The sequence below is a fragment of the Paenibacillus sedimenti genome, assembly GCF_014534655.1.
GTDB lineage: Bacteria > Bacillota > Bacilli > Paenibacillales > NBRC-103111 > Paenibacillus_E > Paenibacillus_E sedimenti.
Genome location: NZ_JACVVD010000006.1, coordinates 106,534 through 127,912 on the forward strand (window position 1 = coordinate 106,534; position 21,379 = coordinate 127,912).

General features: G+C 48.3%; 17 protein-coding genes and 1 riboswitch. Of the genes, 6 read left to right on the plus strand and 11 right to left on the minus strand.

Going from position 1 to position 21,379, the window contains the following annotated elements; all coding sequences use genetic code 11:
* Positions 1 to 215: 215 nt before the first annotated feature.
* Entirely contained in the window at positions 216 to 1,961 is a 1,746-nt protein-coding gene (locus ICC18_RS17920; protein WP_188175814.1) for an ABC transporter ATP-binding protein, read from the minus strand.
* A 494-nt stretch (positions 1,962 to 2,455) separates the two neighbouring features.
* Here ICC18_RS17920 and ICC18_RS17925 point away from each other — a divergent pair, with 494 nt between their 5' ends.
* Positions 2,456 to 2,623: a hypothetical protein gene (locus ICC18_RS17925; RefSeq protein WP_188175815.1), complete on the plus strand. Its 168-nt coding sequence runs from the start codon at positions 2,456 to 2,458 to the stop codon at positions 2,621 to 2,623.
* 196 nt (positions 2,624 to 2,819) lie between these two features.
* Here ICC18_RS17925 and ICC18_RS17930 read toward each other — a convergent pair whose 3' ends face one another.
* The 5 genes from ICC18_RS17930 to ICC18_RS17950 all read right to left on the minus strand — a co-directional run bounded on the left by ICC18_RS17930 (position 2,820) and on the right by ICC18_RS17950 (position 9,965).
* The gene (locus ICC18_RS17930; RefSeq protein WP_188175816.1) at positions 2,820 to 3,656 is read right to left on the minus strand and encodes a M56 family metallopeptidase; all 837 of its coding nucleotides are present in this window, start codon (positions 3,654 to 3,656) and stop codon (positions 2,820 to 2,822) included.
* Between the two features lie 3 nt (positions 3,657 to 3,659).
* Positions 3,660 to 4,076, minus strand: a complete 417-nt coding sequence (locus ICC18_RS17935) for a BlaI/MecI/CopY family transcriptional regulator (protein WP_188175817.1) — start codon at positions 4,074 to 4,076, stop codon at positions 3,660 to 3,662.
* Positions 4,077 to 4,461: 385 nt separating this feature from the next.
* Positions 4,462 to 8,133 carry a collagen binding domain-containing protein gene (locus tag ICC18_RS17940; RefSeq protein WP_188175818.1) on the minus strand — a complete coding sequence of 1,224 codons (3,672 nt, stop codon included), beginning with the start codon at positions 8,131 to 8,133 and terminating at the stop codon, positions 4,462 to 4,464.
* A gap of 176 nt (positions 8,134 to 8,309) precedes the next feature.
* On the minus strand, positions 8,310 to 9,116 hold the full coding sequence (locus ICC18_RS34590) for a transglutaminase-like domain-containing protein (RefSeq protein ID WP_312029550.1): 807 nt from the start codon (positions 9,114 to 9,116) through the stop codon (positions 8,310 to 8,312).
* Between the two features lie 13 nt (positions 9,117 to 9,129).
* Positions 9,130 to 9,220, minus strand: a riboswitch (cyclic di-GMP riboswitch).
* A gap of 61 nt (positions 9,221 to 9,281) precedes the next feature.
* Positions 9,282 to 9,965 carry a class D sortase gene (locus tag ICC18_RS17950; protein WP_188175819.1) on the minus strand — a complete coding sequence of 228 codons (684 nt, stop codon included), beginning with the start codon at positions 9,963 to 9,965 and terminating at the stop codon, positions 9,282 to 9,284.
* Positions 9,966 to 10,278: 313 nt separating this feature from the next.
* On the opposite strand from ICC18_RS17950, the gene ICC18_RS17955 reads away from it, so the two are divergent.
* Together ICC18_RS17955 and ICC18_RS17960 are read left to right on the plus strand one after the other, a co-directional pair.
* The gene (locus tag ICC18_RS17955; protein WP_188175820.1) at positions 10,279 to 11,400 is read left to right on the plus strand and encodes a response regulator; all 1,122 of its coding nucleotides are present in this window, start codon (positions 10,279 to 10,281) and stop codon (positions 11,398 to 11,400) included.
* 108 nt (positions 11,401 to 11,508) lie between these two features.
* Entirely contained in the window at positions 11,509 to 12,276 is a 768-nt protein-coding gene (locus tag ICC18_RS17960) for a pirin family protein (RefSeq protein WP_188175821.1), read from the plus strand.
* A gap of 56 nt (positions 12,277 to 12,332) precedes the next feature.
* Here ICC18_RS17960 and ICC18_RS33820 read toward each other — a convergent pair whose 3' ends face one another.
* Positions 12,333 to 12,803, minus strand: coding sequence for a hypothetical protein (locus ICC18_RS33820; RefSeq protein ID WP_223192672.1), 471 nt, complete (start codon positions 12,801 to 12,803; stop codon positions 12,333 to 12,335).
* A 159-nt stretch (positions 12,804 to 12,962) separates the two neighbouring features.
* On the opposite strand from ICC18_RS33820, the gene ICC18_RS34595 reads away from it, so the two are divergent.
* Positions 12,963 to 13,769, plus strand: coding sequence for a (2Fe-2S)-binding protein (locus ICC18_RS34595; protein WP_188175822.1), 807 nt, complete (start codon positions 12,963 to 12,965; stop codon positions 13,767 to 13,769).
* Positions 13,770 to 13,820: 51 nt separating this feature from the next.
* Here ICC18_RS34595 and ICC18_RS17975 read toward each other — a convergent pair whose 3' ends face one another.
* Positions 13,821 to 14,999 (minus strand): YhgE/Pip domain-containing protein, encoded by a 1,179-nt coding sequence (locus ICC18_RS17975; RefSeq protein WP_188175823.1) that lies wholly within the window; start codon positions 14,997 to 14,999, stop codon positions 13,821 to 13,823.
* 180 nt (positions 15,000 to 15,179) lie between these two features.
* Between ICC18_RS17975 and ICC18_RS17980 the strand changes: the two genes are divergently transcribed.
* The gene (locus ICC18_RS17980; RefSeq protein ID WP_188175824.1) at positions 15,180 to 15,788 is read left to right on the plus strand and encodes a TetR/AcrR family transcriptional regulator; all 609 of its coding nucleotides are present in this window, start codon (positions 15,180 to 15,182) and stop codon (positions 15,786 to 15,788) included.
* Positions 15,789 to 15,864: 76 nt separating this feature from the next.
* Positions 15,865 to 16,533 (plus strand): TerC family protein, encoded by a 669-nt coding sequence (locus tag ICC18_RS17985; protein ID WP_188175825.1) that lies wholly within the window; start codon positions 15,865 to 15,867, stop codon positions 16,531 to 16,533.
* Between the two features lie 141 nt (positions 16,534 to 16,674).
* On the opposite strand, the gene ICC18_RS17990 is transcribed toward ICC18_RS17985, so the two are convergent.
* The 3 genes from ICC18_RS17990 to ICC18_RS18000 form a co-directional block, all read right to left on the minus strand.
* On the minus strand, positions 16,675 to 18,045 hold the full coding sequence (locus ICC18_RS17990) for an aldehyde dehydrogenase (protein WP_188175826.1): 1,371 nt from the start codon (positions 18,043 to 18,045) through the stop codon (positions 16,675 to 16,677).
* A gap of 41 nt (positions 18,046 to 18,086) precedes the next feature.
* On the minus strand, positions 18,087 to 18,452 hold the full coding sequence (locus ICC18_RS17995) for a DUF1304 domain-containing protein (RefSeq protein ID WP_188175827.1): 366 nt from the start codon (positions 18,450 to 18,452) through the stop codon (positions 18,087 to 18,089).
* Positions 18,453 to 18,608: 156 nt separating this feature from the next.
* Entirely contained in the window at positions 18,609 to 21,146 is a 2,538-nt protein-coding gene (locus ICC18_RS18000) for a trypsin-like peptidase domain-containing protein (protein ID WP_188175828.1), read from the minus strand.
* Positions 21,147 to 21,379 lie beyond the last annotated feature (233 nt).

The following is a 21,379-nucleotide window of genomic DNA, read 5'->3' on the forward strand; positions in this document are numbered from 1 at the left end:
AATGTATTCTGATTGGCGAATAAACTTACATTTAAACGCGGTCGCTCATCCTCGAAAGACTTCGATAAAAGTTTATCTCATAACGATGTTATTCAGGATGTTTGCTCGACATCGAATCTTGAACGAATCCGGGAAGTCCGGTACTCACGTAGCACATCTCTACGCTCCGTTCCTCCTTCTCCGCATTACGTCCAACCTTCTCGGTTCTGAAAGCCCTAAACCCCAACCTGCTCTTCCAGCTGTTGACGGTCGTATTGTTCTTTATACCAGCCGCCGAGCTCAAGAAGCTGCTCATGCGTGCCTTCTTCCACGATATAGCCTTCATCCAGCACAAGGATCCAATCGGCATGCTGCACAGCCGAGAGGCGATGCGTGGTGATTAGCGTTGTTTTACCGGCGCGTTCGCTGCGAATGCCGCGGATGATCTCGGCCTCTGTCTTCGCATCGACAGCGGATAGTGCATCATCCAGCATGAGAATTTCCGGATTCACATAGAGTGCCCGGGCAATGGAGACGCGCTGCTTTTGCCCGCCGGATAAGGCGACGCCTTTTTCACCGACCAGCGTATCCAAGCCTTCAGGGAGAAATTCAACGTCTTTGCGGAACGCAGCCAGCTCGAGTGCTTGGATCAGCTCGGCTTCTGTGCCTTCGCCGCGTCCGAACATGATGTTCTCTTTCACCGTTTTGGAGAAAAGAATCGGCTGCTGCGGCACATAACCAATCCAGCCATGCAGCGTATCGACGGTCAACTGCTCGATCGGTGTATCGGAAACGGTAATCGCTCCTTGACCGAGCGGGTATTCCCGCAGCAGCTGCTTGAGCAGCGTCGTTTTGCCGCTACCCGTTCTTCCGACGATACCGAGTGTCTGACCGCGCTGCAGCTGAAAGGAGATATTCACCAAATTATCAATGGATGAAGACGGGTACCGGAAAGTCACTTTCTTGAAAGCAATCGAGTTCGGCAGCAGCAGCGTAGTCGCATCCGGAGCATCCTGTACATCAGGCTTATAGCCGAGCGTTTCATTCACACGGTCGAGGGAGGCATTGCCGCGCTGCATGATATTCATCAACTCGCCAATCGCGAACATAGGCCAGATCAGCATCCCAAGGAACGTGTTGAACGATACCAGCTCACCTAAGGTCAATTCACTGTGGAAAACCATGTAACCGCCATAGCACAATCCGATCAGGTACGAGATACCGACAAGGATTTTGACGGTTGGTTCGAATAAAGCGTCGATCACCGCGACGGCGATATTTTTGCGATAGACATCGTCCGTCATCGTTTTGAAACCGTCTTGACTAGCTTTCTCCTGCACATAAGCGCGGATAACCCGCACACCGGCGATAGTCTCCAGCACACGATCGTTCATCTCTCCGAACGCGTCCTGCGCCTTCATGAACCTTTCATGAATGCGACTGCCGTAGATGGTAATCGCAACAGCCATAATCGGCAGCGGCAAGATCGCGGCAAGCGTCAGCTTCCAACTGATCAAAAAGCCCATCATACCGAGAATCGTCAGCATAAATAGCGTAGAATCGACGAACGTCAGAATCCCGAACCCAGCTGTCGCGGAAACCGCCTGCAGGTCATTGGTCGCTCTCGCCATCAGATCCCCTGTACGATTGCGCTCATAGAACGTTGGCGTCATACGCAGCAAATGCCTCATCAGCCTGGAACGCAGAATGCGTTCCAATACGAATGCACCGCCAAACAACTGATACAGCCAGACATAAGTCATGGCATAGCCCACTATAATCAACGCGCCCCAAAAAGCCAGCAATTGGAACAGCTTACTTCCCGTTAACGTTCCCATGTGTATGCCGTCAATGGCATAGCCGATCAGCCTCGGCGGAATCACGTCAATGAATCCGACGATAATCAGCAAGCCTACGGCGACGGAGTATCTTTTCCAATGCATGCGAAAAAACCAGCTTAATTTCTTTAATACGGTAAACATCCAGATATTCACTCCTCTCAAAATGGTGCTCTATGGCCTCGACAGCTTTGGCATCCCCGTACACACAAAAAGGCACATCGCACGCAGCGATATGCCCTCTATAAAACATAAAAGCGCACGTTACGAACTTGCTTCGTAACCCGCGCTTTCGATAAGCGTATTTGTTGTGATGCGGCAGCAGCCGGTGATAAGCGATCAATGGCTCACGGCTGACAGACGGGTTACTAGATATGAAATTGTATGGTTCAAGCTAACAAAATCCCGATGCACGCTGCGATCTAGATCCATAACAATTCCATTCATCTCGAAACCCCCCTTTTCCAAAAGTTGTATGTTCTTCTTTACAGAGGTGATCTTAACACCCCTCGGCTGGATATGTCAACAGGAGAGAACGACTATAACTAACTGTCAGCTTGAACGGCCTATAGTCACACATGTTTCACAAACAGGCGGCATATGTTGGTGTAAAGGCAATATTGCGGGGGAGGATTGCTATGGTCGATCAAGTATTTGAATTGATGGGTTGGATACTTGCTTTCATAATCATTATGGGAGGAACGATTGCTGCTATTGCACGCTTCATCAGCCGTGACTCGACAAACTATGATATGGAGTTCGTATGGGACCATCGGTACACGCTGGAGGAACTAGAGTTAAAATAGCTGCAAGACTTTCTTGAAATATGGATAGAACACATCTCTAGCTTCTTCCCTGCGGATTTACAAATATTTACTTTACTTTATCAGTATATCAAACATATGTTCGCTTTTCAACCGTTTTATATAAAGTAAAAAGGACAACCAACTGGCTGTCCTTTTTTGTATATTCTGCTTATTTCGCTAACCTTCGGCTTCTCCCTCAAGTGAGAGTTACCAGAAACAGCACAGCCACGATCGAAATCAATGTGCGCAGGAGCGGCATTCTTAGGGAGAGCTGCGTTTGCGGTTCTAAGATGTGCATGATGCGCAGGTTGATCGATGTTTCTGCAAAGGAGGCATAAGAGATGGACCGCTTTGGTATCTGTCCTTGTTGCTTAAGCATTTTTAACAAAGCGCTGCCTAAATCCTTCGCACTTGGGATTTTGGACATAGCATATTGATCTGCCATGATTTCGATCATAATTTTGTATTTATCCAGCACCCATCTAAATAAAGGGACGTACCACATTGAGATGGAGAGCAGTGACAACAGGAAAATCGCAAGCGGGTCACGATGCTGCAAATGAAATTTTTCATGCTCCATGACAGCATCCAACTCGCTATGCTCCAGCATCTGAAGAAGACCGGCAGATACGACGATTCGCGGTTTGAGCACCCCCATCGTAAGAGCAATAGGGGTTTTATTTTGAATGACAACCAGTTCATGTTTACGTAAGCGATATTTACTGCTGTATATGGATGTGAGCCCCGCATCTTGGCAGCTGCGCAGTCGCCGGGTAGATCGAATAGAAACAAGAATCTGCCTGACGATGACCCAGAAACCCGCGGCGAATGTATAAATGACAAATCCATAAATGATATGGCATACATAAGGCATCCGCAAAAAAGTGAAGATTTCGAGGCAAATTTTAAACACATTGAATGAGAGGCGAATTCCGAACAGCATGTGCAAAGCGAAGGAGGTCATTTGAAATAAAATGATCCCTGCCGTTGCGAGAGAAGCGAAAAGTATCCATTTGGATCGTGTTTCCCACATGTCCTATCTATCCTTTTTGAGTTCTTTGATTTTCTGCTCCAGACGGTCCAGCAGCTCAGGATCTACCTGATCCAGCGCGTCCACCATATGCACGACCGCTTGCGAGCCGAATTCTTCAATCAGATCGAACGTCAGCTCTTTGGACTGAGCTTCCATGAACGCTTCCCGAGTCATAACCGGACGGTACACAAAAGAGCGGATAAGCGAACGTTTCTGTAGAATGCCTTTCTCCACGAGACGGTTCATCACCGTCATAACCGTGTTAAAAGAAATAGCTTTCTCCCGATCAAGCTTATGTTGTACATCTTTGATGGTTATTTCCGACTCTGCAGTCCACAAAATCTCCATGATCTTGGCCTCAAGCGGTCCAAAAAAACGGCCTAAACCACTGCTTTGGAACTTAAAGTTTTGCATTTTCATCGTGAACACTCCTCACACTACTTATTGTAGTAGGTATAAGGATATTCAGTCAACATGCTTGCTGATCCTAATCTCACCCAAGCTGCTTTCCCCCGTTTGCTGTTCCGATAATAACTGCCTATGGTCTGAGTGCATCAAGTTAACTGGAAATACATGTGAATAGGTCCGTGCGGGCTTCGAGTTCGAAATTAGCTCCGGGTTAATCCCGTTAAAGTTACATCTGTGTAGTTGCCGCGGCGATTAACCCGAATTTGATGGATTGGACAATGCCGCCTGCATTCGCACTATCATCTCCTTCAACAAAATTCTACATCCCTCGCAGATTCCAACGGGCGAATGAATATCAAAATAAATAACCTGCCGGAAAATTCCGGCAGGCTTACTATTACTTCTTCTTCCATATTCTTTTTCTCAGGATAACTCCTAGAAGAATCAATGCTAGTCCCGCTACCTGAACATACAAATGACTGGCTTCCCCTGTCTTAGGAAGTGTTTGCTTCGGAAGTGTTTGCCCCGGTATGGCTTGAGCCGTTACAATTCCGAGAGGAATGTCTTGAACTTCAATATCTATGAATGTTTCCGATTCATTGCCGTCCGGATCTTTTAAAACAATATTGACCGTGTCTTTCCCGATGTAACCAGGGTCTGGCGTGTAAGTCCAGTTGCCGTCCGGATCGATCGTCGCCTTTCCGTGCTCCGGTTGTTTGCCGATAGACGGTATGGTCCCCTTCGGTACATCAATTTTGCCGTCAATAGGCGTGTCCTTGTCCGTTGTTCGTTCATCCGGCGTCGGCGTCGGCGCTATCGATGGTGTAGGCGCCGGCAGCGCCGATGGGCTCGGTACTGGCGTTGCCGACGGACTCGGTGCCGGCGTTGTCGACGGGCCCGGTGTCGGTACTGGTGTTGCCGACGGGCTCACCGATGGTTGCGCCGACGGTGTCGGCGCCGGCGTTGCCGTCGGAGTTGGCGTCGAATCTTCCGACGGAGTCGGTGTTGGTGTTACCACCGGAGTCGGCGTTGGCGTTACCACCGGAGTCGGCGTTGGCGTTACCACCGGGGTTGGTGTTATCACCGGGGTTGGTGTTATCACCGGCGTTACTGGCGTTACTGGCGGTAACACCGCCACCTTCGCATTTGAAACATTTATATTAACCCCTGCCGTCGAATTAATCGTTACCGGGTGTTCGCTTGCATCAAGCGTATATCCTGACGGAGCCGCGGTTTCTTTTACAACATAATCTCCTGCCAATAGCTTCTTGAATACGACCGTACCGGTCATATCCGTTGTCAGAGTACTGATCAATGATCGCGTGGAGCCTGACTTCCGGTATAAATCAAATGTTGCCCCGCTAAGCAGTATGCCGCTATCGGCCGAATCCACTTTCTTGACCGTCAGCGAGCCTCTGACACCGCTGCCTGTGCCGGATCCGCTTGAGACGCCGACTACGATACTTTTGGTCGTATTCTTAGAGACGACCGTCACATTGTTGCCGCTAAAGCTGACTTGATTGGAAACAGTCTCTTGATCGGCTGCAACGATCAACGATTGATACTCTAAGACGTACGCCGTTGAAATCTCATGCAGAAAGTTCAATTCGAAAGTCTGTTTGCCGTTATCATCGGTGTTAATGGCAAGCGTGTAATCCGTGCCTTTCGTTAATTCGGATCCCTTGGTCACATCGCCATTGGCTGCAACGGTAGTGGCAAACAGATGGAACGAACCGGGAAGCAGCAATTGGTTTTCGGTTGGCGTATCCACAATCTTCGCTTCCGCTACCGTTGATTGTCCGCGGTTGATATTAATCGTCCAGTTAATTTTGTCTCCGTCCTGTACACCGTTTTTATTGACATACTCGCCCCCTTTGGGGATAGTAACACTCGCTGTCAGGTTGTTGGAAACCGGAGAAGAACCGTCAAATAATGTTGCCGTGTTATTTACTTTATCTCCGATCAGCTGACTGTCCAGACTTGTTTTAAAGACAATGTAATAAGGAGAAGAAATAGGATTTGCGAATGTCACAACCAGTTTATTGCCGCTTTCGACCGTGTACGTATAATTTGCGCTATCTATCACCGTTCCTTGAGACGGATTGCCGTTCGCAGGAATCGTCATGTTATACACAGACAGAGAATTGGCGACCAATTGTTGACCGGACTCTAGAACATCCTCAACCTTCGCCCCAGCAAGCGTTTTACTATTGTAGTTGACGCCTATCGTCCATGTCAGCTGTTTGGTGCTTGCGTTATAAGAGCCATTCTTAAATCCGTTATTCTTCACTTCGTTTCTAGGGGTAAACGTCGAAGTTACGGTTTTGGTTTGTGGGTTTGAAGAGCTATCGACCCAGTCTATTTTCACATTATTATTAAAATCGGTGGTGCTGCCGACAGGACTAATCCAGTCATTATTGAATTCGGTTGTGTAGCTAATGGTTACTGGGCCGGTTAGCGGCCTGTTGAAAGTTATTTTAAATCCTTGATCGATCGCGGGATAGTCCGGTGTGAAATCAGTCGGATCCATCGCCGTTGCGCCCTCTTTTACAGTCAATGTTGCCGGAATGAGGTGAAGACCCTTATTCGGGAACACATCTGTCAACACAACGTTGTTCATCGTTTGGCTGTCACCGTTAACGGCAATATTCCACGCTACCGTCTTGGCATTGTAGTCGACTGTTCCCAAACTCTTGACAATGACCACTTGGTTTATGCCTCGAGTGGCCGTATCGGTATTCCCGCTGCCGGAAGTGACTTTGTTCGAAATCGTGGCATTGTCGATAACACGCCCAATCGCCTTGGTTTGGTACGTAATTTTGTATGCGGATGAAATCGGATTATTGAATTGCAACTTGAATCCGTTTTGGTTGGTTCCTGTTGCTGCACTTACCGTATACTGAGCGCCGGGCAACTCACTGCCCAACGATTCGGCTCCGGTCGAATTCAACGTAACCGGATACACATGAATGGATCCTGCAACGAGTTCTTCCGAATCGTTAAACAAATCCGTTAGGAAGGCTACGCCTTGCGCAATGCTCTTTTCATTGTAATTGTACTTAATGGCCCAATCGATGGTTTGCGTGCTGGAGTTATAGCCAGTGGAGGTTTTATCCAGGGCGGTGCCATGCTGCACAGCAACGGTTGCAGTAGCGTTGACGGGAGCTTTATTGCTGCCTTCAAACGTAGCTGTGTTAATAAAGGAAGTTTTGTCAGCATCTGTAACCGGCGTCGTATATTGAATCCGGTAGGCTGATTGTATCGGACTGTCCGAAAAACTCACTTTCAATATATTGCCAGTCGTACTCACGCTGTACTTGCTGGCATCAACTAATGTTCCCTGAGTGGCAGTACCGTTCAAATTCATATCCAGATTATAGACAGCGACAGTAACCGGAACGTCCAGCCCTGTAGGGATCGGGTCAGTGACTACTGCGTTCTGAACGGAATCCAGCGCCTTATTTACATCAACTGTCCAATTGATGTTCTTCGCATTAAACCCTTGCGGTACGCCGCTTTTGCTTATTGTAGAAGTGACGTTAGGCTTGAAGTTAAGCGTAAAGATTTGTTCCCCGCTGCTAATAGGAATTTTGATAATTTGAGTCGTACTTCCCGTTATTGTCTGGGTGTCGAATTGGGTCTTGAACGTCAAGATCCCTTTCACATTATCATGAGTTTCCATGTAATTATTAAAAGTCATCGTAACTTGGTGATTATTTTTATTAACGCTAAAAGTTCCTACATCTTCGTTCCCAAACTGAAGGAGACCGCTGATGTCATTGAAAAGCAAAAATTGCTGCGGAAGCGTAAATGTAAAGGTATCCCCATTATGGTAACCATGGTTGTTCGGCAAAGACCACGTATAATCCAACTGCACCTTGGAACCTTGTGTATAAACGCTGTCCGTGACGACGCTGCCCGAACTGTCATATACAGCCATGGTCACGCTGTCGATGATATTACTTGAAATCGTGGCCGCTTGTGCCGGCATCAAAAAACCAAAACTATATACGCCTTGCATAAAAATCAAAAGCGCAACCAGCAAAGCGCTTGTCTTTTTCTTCAACATTCCTTCAAACACCTCTACTCCTGTTTATTGGTTTAAACCATCAAAAAAGTCACATTTTGTATTTTAGAATATGGAACTGAACGAAATCTGAACAAAAACAAAAAGAACCCGCATCCGATTCAGATGAAGGTTCTCTTGTCAGCAAATTGTTCCGCTTGCAGAACAGTCCTGTTATTTTAATAAATTTTGGAAATCTTGTAGTCAGCCTCGTCTTTAATCATAGGCGTTTCTTCTCCCGCTTGTATGCGGACGGCATCGTAAGTAGTATCAATAGTCACCCATTTGTCGCTGCCTTGCAAGTAAACCTGATTCCACGCATGATAGGTATCCGGAACTTCCGCTGAATAGCCCATAACCAACCGAGTTGGAATGCCTTCGCTTCTTGCCATCGCGGCAAAAACTGACGCATAGTCATAACAAATGCCTTCCTCCGATTCGTAAACGGCATCCAGATCCGGGATGTAGTCGGCCTCTACAGTTTGAGCTTTCTCATAATCGTACTTGATATTTTGGGTCACGTAGGCATAAATGGATGCGATTTTATCCATGTCGGTTTCATCATTTTGCGTTAATTGCTTTGACTCGATGACCGCCTTTGTTTTATCGTCCCAGTTAATGAGCTGGATCGATTGCAAGAATACTTCTTCTTTGTTTGCCAGTTTCACATACATCGTGTCTTGTGCAACCACTTTGTATTTGTTATTGCCGGCAGCCTCCGCGACCAAAACGCTGTACTTGCCGTCCCCCAGTTGCAACGGGTAATGTGCGCCTGTCACCAGATGATAGTCGTACTTGCTGTCGTCTTTGGCAATACGCACGATAGCCTTGGCTGCTTTGGCGCTTTTATAATTAACGGTAATAATTCCCTTATCCATTAAACTTTTATCGATGACGGATAAAGCGTTTGCCGCATAGCTCCCTTTGGGTGCAACTATTAGTAGGACTGCTGCGATTAACGTTAATATCATCGCTTTTTTGAACACAAAAAACTCCCCTTTCGGTATCTGGCTGCCATCTTAGCATGGAAACTAAGGAAGGCCCTGTAGCTTTGCGTCTCTAGCTTTCGCTAGATTTGCCTTTGTCGGTGGAAAGCACCGGAAATATGATTGATATGACTATAGTAGCATATACCTATCAATTTGACTAGTTTATTCTTTGTGTTCTAGTAACTTCCCCTTGACAACAATCCGATGCGTCGGATTTTCCATAGGGTGGCAGGTGATCAAAGTTATCTCACGATCCTTGCCGTTGCCTTCCAAAACCCAGACATCCTCAGGGAGGACATATTGCTTATCCTGCACTTGATACAAATAATGCGCATTCCCCGCATCCACTTCGATCCAATCGCCGACATCGACTTCATCCAGCCTGTTAAAATTTTTTCCATAGGTCAGATTTCTATGTCCTGCGATGGCGTAGTTGCCGACAGCACCCGCTTTACCTGTATTAGCAATACTGGCAACGGATAGTTTCAAGTTCTTCGTCGTTGCATCCGTTAGTATTGGGAGCTTCAGATTAATCTTGTCGATGACCAAAACTCCCTCGATGGATCCCCCGATAGTCCCTACAGACGGCGTCGAAGACGGCTCTGCGCTTAGAGGCTTTGGCTGGATAGGCGGGAGCGTCTCGCTGCTTTCTTTGACGGGAAATGGAATATCCCCCTGCGCTGCTATCGTTTCGGGCGCTTCCAGATCGATATCCCGTAGGGTTTCCTGCCACTGCTCCAATATTTGCTGCTGCCGGTAGCTCTCATAGCGGTCATTGATCGTCGGGTATAAAAAAATCATCATCCCAAGCAAAATCAATACGATCGGGATTGCTCTCTTTATCATCGGAGGTTCCTGCCTTTGATAAGTGTGAACGGCTTCATCAACCATTGAGTAGACATATTAAATCAGTTAACCATATGCATCTGAACAAAAAATGAAATTTCCAGCAATATGAAATTTTCACTCCTTATTACCGATATATAGTTCGTATGATCTAGTAACAACGATACTATCCATAAGCGGCAGCGGCCACTGACTAGGATTATGAAATGTGGAATGTCGGATAAAGTATACAATCAGGAGAGAGATGTTTACAGTGTGCGGGATCAAGGGACTACCGTCACAATTTGTCTCCCTTTAAAGGAGGTTATGAGAGATGAGAGCTATCATCGTTGACGATGAACCTTTAGCTATTAAAGCTTTGGAAATACAGTTGTTGAAAGTGGGCGGCGTCGATATTATCGGCACGTATATCCATTCTGAACTTGCCGTGGAGAATGCCTTGAAGTTGAAACCGGATGTCATCTTTATGGATATCGATATGCCTGTCATATCAGGCATTGAAGCAGCGGAAAAGCTTCACAGCTGCTTGCCGCAGCTGGACATCGTATTCGTTACCGCCTATGATGCCTACGCCGTTAAAGCTTTTGAATTAAACGCCATCGATTACTTGTTAAAGCCTTCAAATGTTGATCGCCTTCGGTTAACAGTAGAACGTTTAAAGAAAAACTATGATTGCAAAATGAGCAAGCTGGCGGATGTTCCAGCCCCTCTACTAAGATGTTTTCAATCGCTTCAGTTCGATGCCGCGGGACATCCTGAATTTATGTCGTGGCGGACGGCCAAAGCCCAGGAACTATTCGCCTATCTGGTTCATCGGAACCATCAACCCGTTAGGAAAGACACGCTGCTGGAGCTGCTCTGGCCGGAGTCCGATCAGAAGAAAGGCTTAACGCAGCTTTATACAGCGATCTATCAGATACGCAAAACGCTCCAGACGATGGGAAGCAGTATTGAGGTACAAAGTTTGGATAAAGGCTATACGCTTGATCTTAAGAATGTCCGACTTGACGTCGAGGAATGGGAGAATGGCCTGCGGGAGCTGCCGGCTCTTGAGCCGGGCACGTTATCCAAGCATAAGCAACTGCTCGATCTGTATCGCGGCGATTACTTCGCGGACTATGACTACATTTGGGCGGAGAGCGAAAGAGAGCGGCTGAGGGCGCTTTGGTTCCAGCACGCCGCCAGCGTGGCAGACTTTATGGCGGCTTCCGGCATGTATGCAGAGGCTCTCTCCCTCTGCTACCGGATCCAGCAAGCTTTTCCTTACGCTGAAGAAAGCTATTGGGCATTGATGAAACTGTACCATGCTCAAGGCGACTACGCATCGGTTCAAAGACAGTACGCCAGTCTATGCGTCATCCTCAATGAAGAATTCGGGACCAAGCCTAATTCGGTCATCGAGGACTGGTACCTTCAATATGTGATTCACTCCTAAGGAGTACTGGCAAAATAACAGCTTTGACATCCGGAGAAAACCTCTTTATAATAACTTACATAAAGTTAGTAATATATTTTTAAGAAGTTAATATAAGGGGGAATTCCAATGAACATTCAAATATTTGCCGAAGAACAACAAGGCGTAGGCAATTTTGATGGCGGAAAATTTGTCGAGCAGCGCCCAATAAGCTTTCCCGGTGAGAAAACCGCCGTTGACCGCGTAGGCTCACTTTTCTATTGGGCTTGGGGCAAGTCAACGGACGTAGCCGAGATCCCGATGCACCCGCATAAGGCATTCGAGATTCTGACTTATGTCATTGAAGGTCTTGTCGAGCACCGAGATTCCTTAGGCTCGCTTCAAACTGTGACAAACGGCGGCGCCCAAGTCATTCAAGCGGGTTCCGGCGTATATCATTCGGAAGCGTTCCGAAAGGTCGGAAGCGAAGGGCTGCAAATCTGGTTCGAGCCGAACCTGAACGAGACGATGAAGCAGCCTGCCACTTACAATCAATACGATCATGAAGCGTTCCCAAGCAGCAGCGATGGCGGCGCAACGGTAAAGACCGTTATCGGCGATGGTGCTCCTATCCATTTGGATACGGATGTTAATATGTATGACTGGACACTCCAGCCTGGCGCCGATTTCAGCTATAAGCTGGATCCTAGCCGTCTTCTCGCTTTGCTCGTTATTCGGGGACAAGGTTCTGCTGCCGTGGCTGCTGAGACCCAGGCTTTATCGCATAAGGACTTCGCTGTTGTTAAGGCCGCTGAAGCAGGCCAACTTCTTAAACTGCAAGCCGACATTGAGCATGGTGTGCGCATCATTGCCATCGAAGTACCTGAAGATCCGGGTTACGCGCTCTACCGTAAATAACGGAGAATTGACAAAATAGCCCTTATCCTTCGAAAGGATCAGGGCTATTTGCACGTTTACTGGATGCTCTGGAGTCTCGACTTCTCTTGGTTCAAAGAATCCTGCGCTTGTTGTACAGCTGGCTGATCGTGATGAGCCTTTGCCTGTGCGATCGCTCTTTCCGCTTGCGTAATGGCATTCTGTGCCTCTTGAATCGTCTGCGGCGTCGGATGCGTCATCGCGTGAGAAACGGCATTATGCACGTTGTCTACCGAATTTTGCGCTGAGGATACGGGGTTTTGCGATTGCCAACTTGAATCTTGGTGAGTCATCGTGTTGCCTGCCTCCTTCAATAAAAGCGAATTCCCTGCATCGGCTATATATTGAGGAAAATGACCTGTTTTTATACCCTCCACTATAAAGCGGGTAACAAACTTCCGTCTTACAATCGTATACATAATATAAGCCACACTCGCTTCAAACACATTGAGCAGGATATCCGCCACATCAAAACCCCATACCCGCAGCAGCATTTGCAGTACATCCAAGGCGATTAAAGGCCTTCCAGTTAAGTAAGCGTAAACGATTTGACAGCATGATTCCTTTATTTTATGATCTTGTTAGCGTATAAAGTGATAATGATTATCATTATTGTTGTTTGCAAAGATGAGATATTCAACGACATTTGACATACGGAGGGAAAAGAAGTGGAAGAACAAATAGACTTTTCATGGGTAGAAGCCAATTTTCGCATTTCACCGAGAGGGATGAAAGCACCTATTCTCTCAGTGCCCGGCCATGAGCTGCTGAATCCTGAAATCATTCTCGATGTGCTGCGGCGCGGCCAAATTTTGCTGCAAGCCACAGACTTGTCTTATCCCGCCTCCCACACAGGAATCACAATCTTCAATCTTTGCTTGACGTTTCAACTCTTTATTGTCCGGTATAATCGGGTGCTGGACCTGTCTTTGAACAACCTCGTGTTTGAGCTCGAGAATCATAATGACCATACCCACGCAGGGTTTAAACTTACACAGGTTGCTTGGAAGCAAGTCCCGTCGGAAGGGAGAGATGCGTTCATTGAGGGCGAATGGAAAGCCTTCGTCCATAACACAATCGGCCCTGTCATTGACGCGATAGCCGTGCAAGCCAAAGTCAAACCTGATCTCATCTGGAACCAGTACGGCGCCCGCATGGTGTATTACCGTGATTACATCACGGATAACGAGCCCGAAGCATCTGTTCGCGAGCAGTTCCTGCGCGACTATGATCTGCTGGCTCACCGGTTCTCGCCGGACGTGTTCGGTCGCACGAAGAACCCTTTCGATCACGAGCCCCGTTATATCCCCAGCCCCTACGAAGAGGGGAAGCGGATCATTATCCGCTCGTCCTGCTGCATGTATTACCGCCGCGAGGAGGGCCGGAAGTGCTTCAACTGCCCGCTGATGAAGGAAGAAGAGCGGCAGGAGAGGCGCGAACAGATCGAGCAGGCGCGTGCCGCCAGCGGGGAATAAAAAAACCGTTCCTAACCACACGGTCGGGAACGGTTTTGCTCTTTTGGGGCTTTACACTGGCGCAACTGCGCCTTTTTCTTTTGCTGCTTTGCCCTTTTTCAGGCTGGAAGCCAATAATACTGCAAGGCACCCTCCAGCGATTGACCATAAAACAGAGGCATTTGTACTGACCGAATCCAGTCCGCCGAAATACATGACCTCTCGCAAGCCCGTTGCCACAAATCGAAACGGTGTCCAGGAATAGAGCCAATCCTGCGTTGCTTGCGATAAGAACTCGGGTGCCATATTCATCACCGGCATCGAGAAGAACATAAGCAGGACAAGGATCCCCATTGCCGGAAGCCCGATCCAGTTAAGCAAGGCGGACTGCAGAAGGAAGAACGCGCAGCCGGCTAGCCATAAGAATAACCACGTATCATCGGCTTGCATAAGCTCCATCCCATACCATGAAGTTGCCATCCAAACCAGAAATCCCGATGCTAAGCCTATGACCACAAGCCCAGCAACTGTCTGGCTGACAATAACCGTCCACCTCCGAGCTCCCGCGGCTATCGTTTTCTGGGTGGTCAGGAACAAGATCATTCCGATAACCAAGCTCCCGATCCAAATGGTCTGCGTAAGCAAGCCAGGTGCATTCCCGCTCGCGTTATTAATACCAACCGGGTGTACAGTCTCTTCTTGGACAACAAGAGGCGTTAATAAAGCTTGAGCCGCCCCAACCGGAACCTGCCCCGTTTGTTGCCCGATCTGACCCAGCAGCTGCTTCGAAAGCTCCAAACTGACGCCTTTCATGACCTGACCCAGGATTTGTTTCACAGCCGTCGAAGCCTGCGCACTCATCCCCTCATTCACGATAATTTGCACCGTAGCCGGCTTGGGCGCCGGAGTTGCAAGCGACAGTAAGCCGTTACTAAGATCCGCCGGCAGCACCAGCGCACCATAATATTCATGCTTGTCGAGTCCTATCCGAGCCTCTTCTTCGGACCCGACCGTTATCCATTTAATGGGGAGCTGCGTATTCGCTGTCAATTTCTCCTGCATCATCTTTCCTGCCTCAATTGCGCCCCCAGCCGGCAATTTTGCCGCTTGATCCAGCATGACTAACGCGACAGGAATATCCTTCGGTTTTGCTCCGAGAACCGTCCCCATCATCGCCGCGCCGAACACAATCAATACGACAAAAACAAGCACAATTCCCATCCACAGCATTTTTTGCTTAAAAATAGCCATAGTTCTCCACCCATTTCTATTTTTATTAATGAACATCATGTTGATTAGCGATCACAATGTTTATTATAATTGGAGCAGCGGAGAATACAATAATCACCTTCGGCCTGTAATGTTGATTAATCATCACACTTACGGCAAATTGTATATTATCGGCCAATATTTCTATAACGAGGTGACCTTATGTCGGAAAAAATGGATCGAAGACAAGCTCGAACGAAGCAGCTTCTGAATAAAGCACTCATGGAGCTCATCGAGGAGAAGGGTACTGATGGCGTTACCGTAACAGATATAGCGACCCGCGCGGATATTAATCGGGGTACCTTCTATTTGCATTACCGGGATGTCCCCGACATGTTGGAGCAGATCAAGGAAGAGGTGTTCGTTAACATCGAGAAATGCATCCTTCAGCTTGACATTAACGAGGTCATAAAAAATGCGAATACAGGCAAGCCGTATCCGATATCGGTAATGATCTTCGAAGAGATTGCCCGTCACGCTGATTTTCTTAAGGTGATGTTCGGGCCTAAAGGCGATCTATCTTATGCGATTCGGTTCAGAAATTTCATGGCCACCCATATCTTCAATAAGCTCAGCTATTTACAACCGGCAGAAGATAACTTTCTCATTCCGCGAGATTACCTCATCGCCTATATGTCTTCCGCTAATTTCGGCATGCTCATGCATTGGCTTGAATCCGGTATGAAACAAACGCCTTATCAAATGGGCCTCATCATGACGCAGATCGCCCTTCATGGCCCGATTGCTTCAGCAGGGTTGAAGAGCAATTGATGCAAGCTCCAATAGCTATAATTTGCTGCCGATGGGGAATTATAGATTTAACTTGTGAATAAGGAGCGTTACTATCATGTACTTTTTTACTCCAGATTTCTGGTCTGCATTGTTAGCTATAGTGATTATCGACTTGGTCCTGGCCGGTGATAATGCTATCGTAATAGGGTTGTCGGCAAGGAATTTGCCGAAGGGACAGCAGAAGAAGGTCATCTTCTGGGGAACTTTCGGTGCGATCGTTATCCGATCCCTCCTTACCATGGCTGTAGTTTGGCTGCTTAAGATTCCAGGATTACTGCTCATCGGCGGGGTAATGCTTGTATGGATAGCGTATAAGCTTTTGGTCGAGGAAAAGAAGCATGATGTACAGTCAGCCGCAACTCTATGGGCTGCTGTCCGAACGATCATCATCGCGGATACCGTTATGGGGCTGGATAATGTACTTGCAGTGGCTGGTGCCGCACATGGCGACTTTGTTATGGTAGTACTGGGGTTAATCATTAGCGTACCGATCGTTGTATGGGGGAGCACCTTAATCTTGAAATGGGTAGAACGATTCCCGGTTATCATCTATGCCGGATCAGGCGTTTTAGCGTGGACCGCATCGAAGATGATCGTAGACGAGCCCTTCTTAAAAAACTTCTTCATACGAAATCCGCTCCTCACATGGCTGCTTAGTATCTTACTCGTAGCAGGCGTGCTGCTGCTGGGAAGATTGAAAAATAAGCGGAAAGAAGTGGCTTGAGATTCAAACTAGTGACAAAACACGGCGAACCGTGGTTATGGCAAAACCACAATTCGCCGCCGCGTGATGATTAGGATTGATTTTCTACTAACATGTACCGATAGTCATATTGCTGTTCTACTGGCGCGAAGATTGGACGGTTCACCGCAGCAGCTTACGGACAAGCTTACGGCCCCATCGGGACGTTGGATAACGGAACGGTATATCGAACAAAGTGGTCTGGAGCAGCAGGCTCTTCTGATGCGAGAAGGTGAAGAACGAGCTTTCGCCGTGATAACGGCCGATGCCGCTCTCGCCAACGCCGCCGATCGGCAAATAAGGCGAACCGAAATGCATCAGCGTATCGTTCATGCAGCCGCCGCCGAAAGAAACCCGGTCGACGACCTGCTGCTGCAGCTCGCGGCTTTCGCTGAACAGATAGAGGGCCAACGGCTTGGGTCTTGCCGACACGGCGGCAATCACTTCCTCGATGTCGCCATACTCCAATAACGGTAAGACGGGGCCGAATATTTCCTCCTGCATGACGGGCGAGTTCCAATCGATACCTTCCAGAACCGTTGGTGCGATCGCACGCTGCGCCAGATCTGTCATTCCGCCGATAAGCGCCCGTCCATCCGAAAGAAAGCTTGCAAGCCGCTCATAATGCTTCCCGCTGATGATATGAACGTAATCCGGATTAAGCAGCGGTTCTACCCCGAACATTTCTTCCACAGCCTGCTTCAAATGCGCCACAAAAGCTTGTTTTACCTCGCGGTGCACATAAACATAATCCGGGGCGACGCAGGTCTGTCCGGCATTTGTATACTTGCCAAAAGCGATCCGCCTTGCGGCGAGCTTCAAATTTGCATCGTTGTGGACGATGCACGGGCTTTTGCCGCCGAGCTCCAGCGTAACGGGCGTAAGCTGCTTCGCGGCTGCAGTCATAACGATTCGACCGACGGCAACACTGCCCGTGAAAAAAATGTAATCCAGATTCTGCGCTAAAAGCTCCGTGCTCTCCTCGACGCCCCCAAGGACCGTCGTTGCCCATCCCGGCTCGAAGGCTTCCTCCAAGATTGTTGCCAATACCTCCGATACGTGCGGAGCAAGTTCAGACGGTTTCAGCACAACGGTATTCCCCGCGGCAACCGCTCCAATCAAAGGTACGAGCGCCAGCTGCGCCGGATAATTCCATGGCGCGATAATGAGAGTCACTCCGTACGGCTCAGGAATGACGTAGCTTTTGCTGCCCCAATGCGTCAGGGGCGTACGTATCCGCTTCGGCTTCATCCAACGTCTCAACTGTTTGAGCGTATGGCTGATTTCCTTATAGACGAGTCCGATCTCCGTGGCATAAGCCTCGAATTCGGATTTGTTCAGATCCTGCTTAAGCGCATCCAGCAGCGGTTGTTCGAATTTCCGGATAGTCTCGCGAAGCGCCTTAAGCCGATCCAATCGCGCGCCCAGCGGCCGCGTCTTCCCGCTTGCAAAGAAATCCCGCTGATGATTAACAAGCAGAGGAATACTGCTCATGTGGTTATCTTCCCCTCTGTCGTAGATTCATGGAGCCCCTGTTACTGTGCCATTAGCACAGCTATCATCGCGAGCAAGGCCGGGATTCCCTGAACGATGAGGATCGATCTCTTCGCCGTCGCGCCCCCAAAGATAGCGGCAACGAGAACGCAACCGAGAAAAAATAATTGAAGCTGTTGCCCGATTACGGCATTGGGATGAATCAAGCCCCATAGTAGACCTGCTGCCAAGAAACCGTTGTATAGTCCTTGGTTGGCGGCCAAAGACTTGGATTCTTTCGCAAACTGCTTTGTGATTCCAAATGCTTTTTGTGCCCGTGGCGTCGTCCACATAAACATTTCCAGTATCAAAATATATACATGTTCTACCGCTACAAGCGCGACTAAGATTGCACTGATGATTGCCACCTAAGATCACTCTCCATTATATTTCGCACAATTATTTCGTTAAAAATTAATATACGGCTTTTTGATGATTTTGTCAAAATAAGAAAATGCAGCAAAAGAACCTCCAGCCACACTTTTCAGCGTGGTTTTGAAGGTTCTTTCATGCAGGGGTCCCTGTTATTTTTTCCCGCCATCCAAAAATTTCATCGATTCAAAAGCTTTATTCAACCGTGCCTCATTGGCTGCGGTTTGTACGGCTTCATCAATGCGTAATATCACCGTGTAGCTGATGTTGTTTTTTCGGAAAATGTAGATCGTTTCCTTGTACGGCACTTCGTCGCTTTCGTAGTTTACGACATACTGCTTCGCTTTCACGTCGTCGAACAGGTTCACTTCGGAGTCCGTAAACGTATATTCGTTATCGCTGTCATGGCTCTTCTTCTGTGCAGCATCTTCGTCTTTTACCAAGCTCTCGTAAGTTGCTTTCGGGTCTGCTTGAACGATCAAATACCCGCCCGTGAAGAAAAAGGTTTTGCTGCTTTGGTCTTTGTTGTCATAGGAATAGGATTTGCTGCTGGACCAGCTTTCCGGGATTTGCAGGGAGTATTTGTACTTTTCATTTTTATAAGTGATCGTACGGTTCGGATCCAGAAGCTCATCTAAATCTTGGATGAAGCCAAGCTCCTTATCCATATTGTCTTTGTCCACCTTGATTGAAGAAGCCAGCGTGTCCAGCAGTTCCTTCACTTCATCACCATCTGTCTCCTGCGGGTATGTAAACTCGACCTCGTATTTGTACTTGTCTTTGATGAAAAAGAGCGAGTAGCCCTCCATCCACTTACTGCCCAGCGAACTGGAATAGGCGACTTTGAGCGCAGGCACCCCAGCTAGAGTCAGCTCTTCAGGCTCCTTGACGCTGCGGTATTTGGGCACATAAACGGCTTCAAATTGTTTGCGCTGACGATCTACCCATGCCTTGAGCGTATCGCCGGAAGAGGCGGAAGTTACGTTGACACGCACCATTTGCGAGTAATCGTCGCTAAAGAAAGAAGAACCTGACGTATACCCGCCTTGCTCCCAATTGGCCGGCAGGTCAAAGGATAACCCATACTCGTTCTTAAACGTTGTATTGCCGCTCGAATAAACCGAGATGTCTTTTAATGACGGGTCCTTGCCGTCAAAGACAGGCTGGAAGCTATCCAGCAGGTCGTTGTAACTGTTTTGCTTGAAATCGTTGTTGTAGTGTTCTTTGTTCACAAATAAGTGCAAGGTATACAAGCTTCCCTTGTGGAGATAGCCGCGTGTCTGAACGTAGCCGTCATCGCCCGAGCGGCCGACCACTTTGGCATACGGGCTTCCTTCCCGTTTCACATATTGACGTTCCAAAATAGTGGAAGGCGCGCCGCTATAATCATAATCGTAATCATACTCATCCTCGTCATCACTGGCCAGCTTGCTGAGCAAGGCAGACGGCGACAACTCGTCGCTCTGTTGATTGTCCACCCGAATGGATAGGGAGAATTCGCCTTTGGCATCCACGAAGCTGACAACGTCTCCATCATCGGATTGATGGTTTTTTACAAGCCCTGCGGGATATTTCATCGACCAGCCGTAATGGCTGTCGCCGATTTTGGTTTTGCCGCGGTCAGCATCCAGAGAGTCGTCGTCGGAATTTTGTGTCCATTGCGTCTCTTGGCTATGAGCTTCCCCAAGCGTGATCGATTTCGATACCTCAGAACTGCCGGATTGGATCGTCAAACTGACTGTTTCATTCGGTAAATATTTCTTTAGCGCCTCGTTGAAATCCACCGTCGTCTTCAATTTGCTGCTGCCGATGGAGACAAGCAGATCATCCTGTTTTAGGCCGGCTTTGGCAGCCGGAGAATCCGGATCGACGTAAGCAACCCGCAAGCCCGTAGAACTCGGCAAGCCCACTACCGCTTCCCAGCTTTCTTCCAATTCCAGACCGAGATAAGGGCGTTTCACCTTGCCGTAGAGCTGAAAATGCTTCAATACATATTTGAGGGTATCGACCGGAATAGCAAAGCCGAGGTTCTCGACCCCGAAATCGGCATATTTCATCGTATTGATACCGATCACTTCGCCCTTCATGTTAATGAGCGCGCCCCCGCTATTCCCCGGATTGATGGCCGCATCGGTCTGAATCAGCTGATACTGCGAGTTGACCGAACGGTCGATACCGCTCACGATGCCCACCGTAACGGAGTTCCGCAATGCGAAGGAGATCGGCGTGCCAATGGCTGCTACCGTTTCCCCCACTTTAATGTCGGAAGAGGAGGCCGCGATCTTCGCCGGCGTCAGTCCCGCAGCGTCGATTTTAACTAAAGCGAGATCGCTCTCCTCATCGATATTCGTCGCTCGTCCGTTGTAGGTTTTACCGTCCGAGGTGACCACGGCGATATTTTTCATGTCTTTGACCACATGCGCATTCGTCACGATGACACCGTTTGACTCGACGATAACGCCGGTTCCATGTGCCAGATTATATCGATTTTTCTCCCATGCTTTATCCGCATCGGAGGTAGGCTTCCCTATGATCGCTACGACCGACGGCGACGCCTTCTCTATCACTTGCGGAACCTCAGCGTTCACTTCAGCCGCATAGGATGATACTGTGCCTACCGACGATACAACCATGAAAGCGGTGATCAGCGCAACGATTCCTTTGTTCGTGAATCTATTCCATTTCCCCATTCTAGTCTTCCTCTCTTGGCAAATGTTAGCATTCTATCAATAACTAGATTCATTCTAGCATAATGAAGACCGGGAGATAATACAACTTTTCCCATAAAATAATCTGAGAGGGGACGCCCTCGGCGGAAGTTTAGAGTGGACCGGGTTAATGCGGGAAAAGCTGCGGCCCGGCCGGGTAGGGCTAGTTAAGGCGAGAAAACCGGGCCAAACCGGGGTGTGAAGGCGCGTTCTGA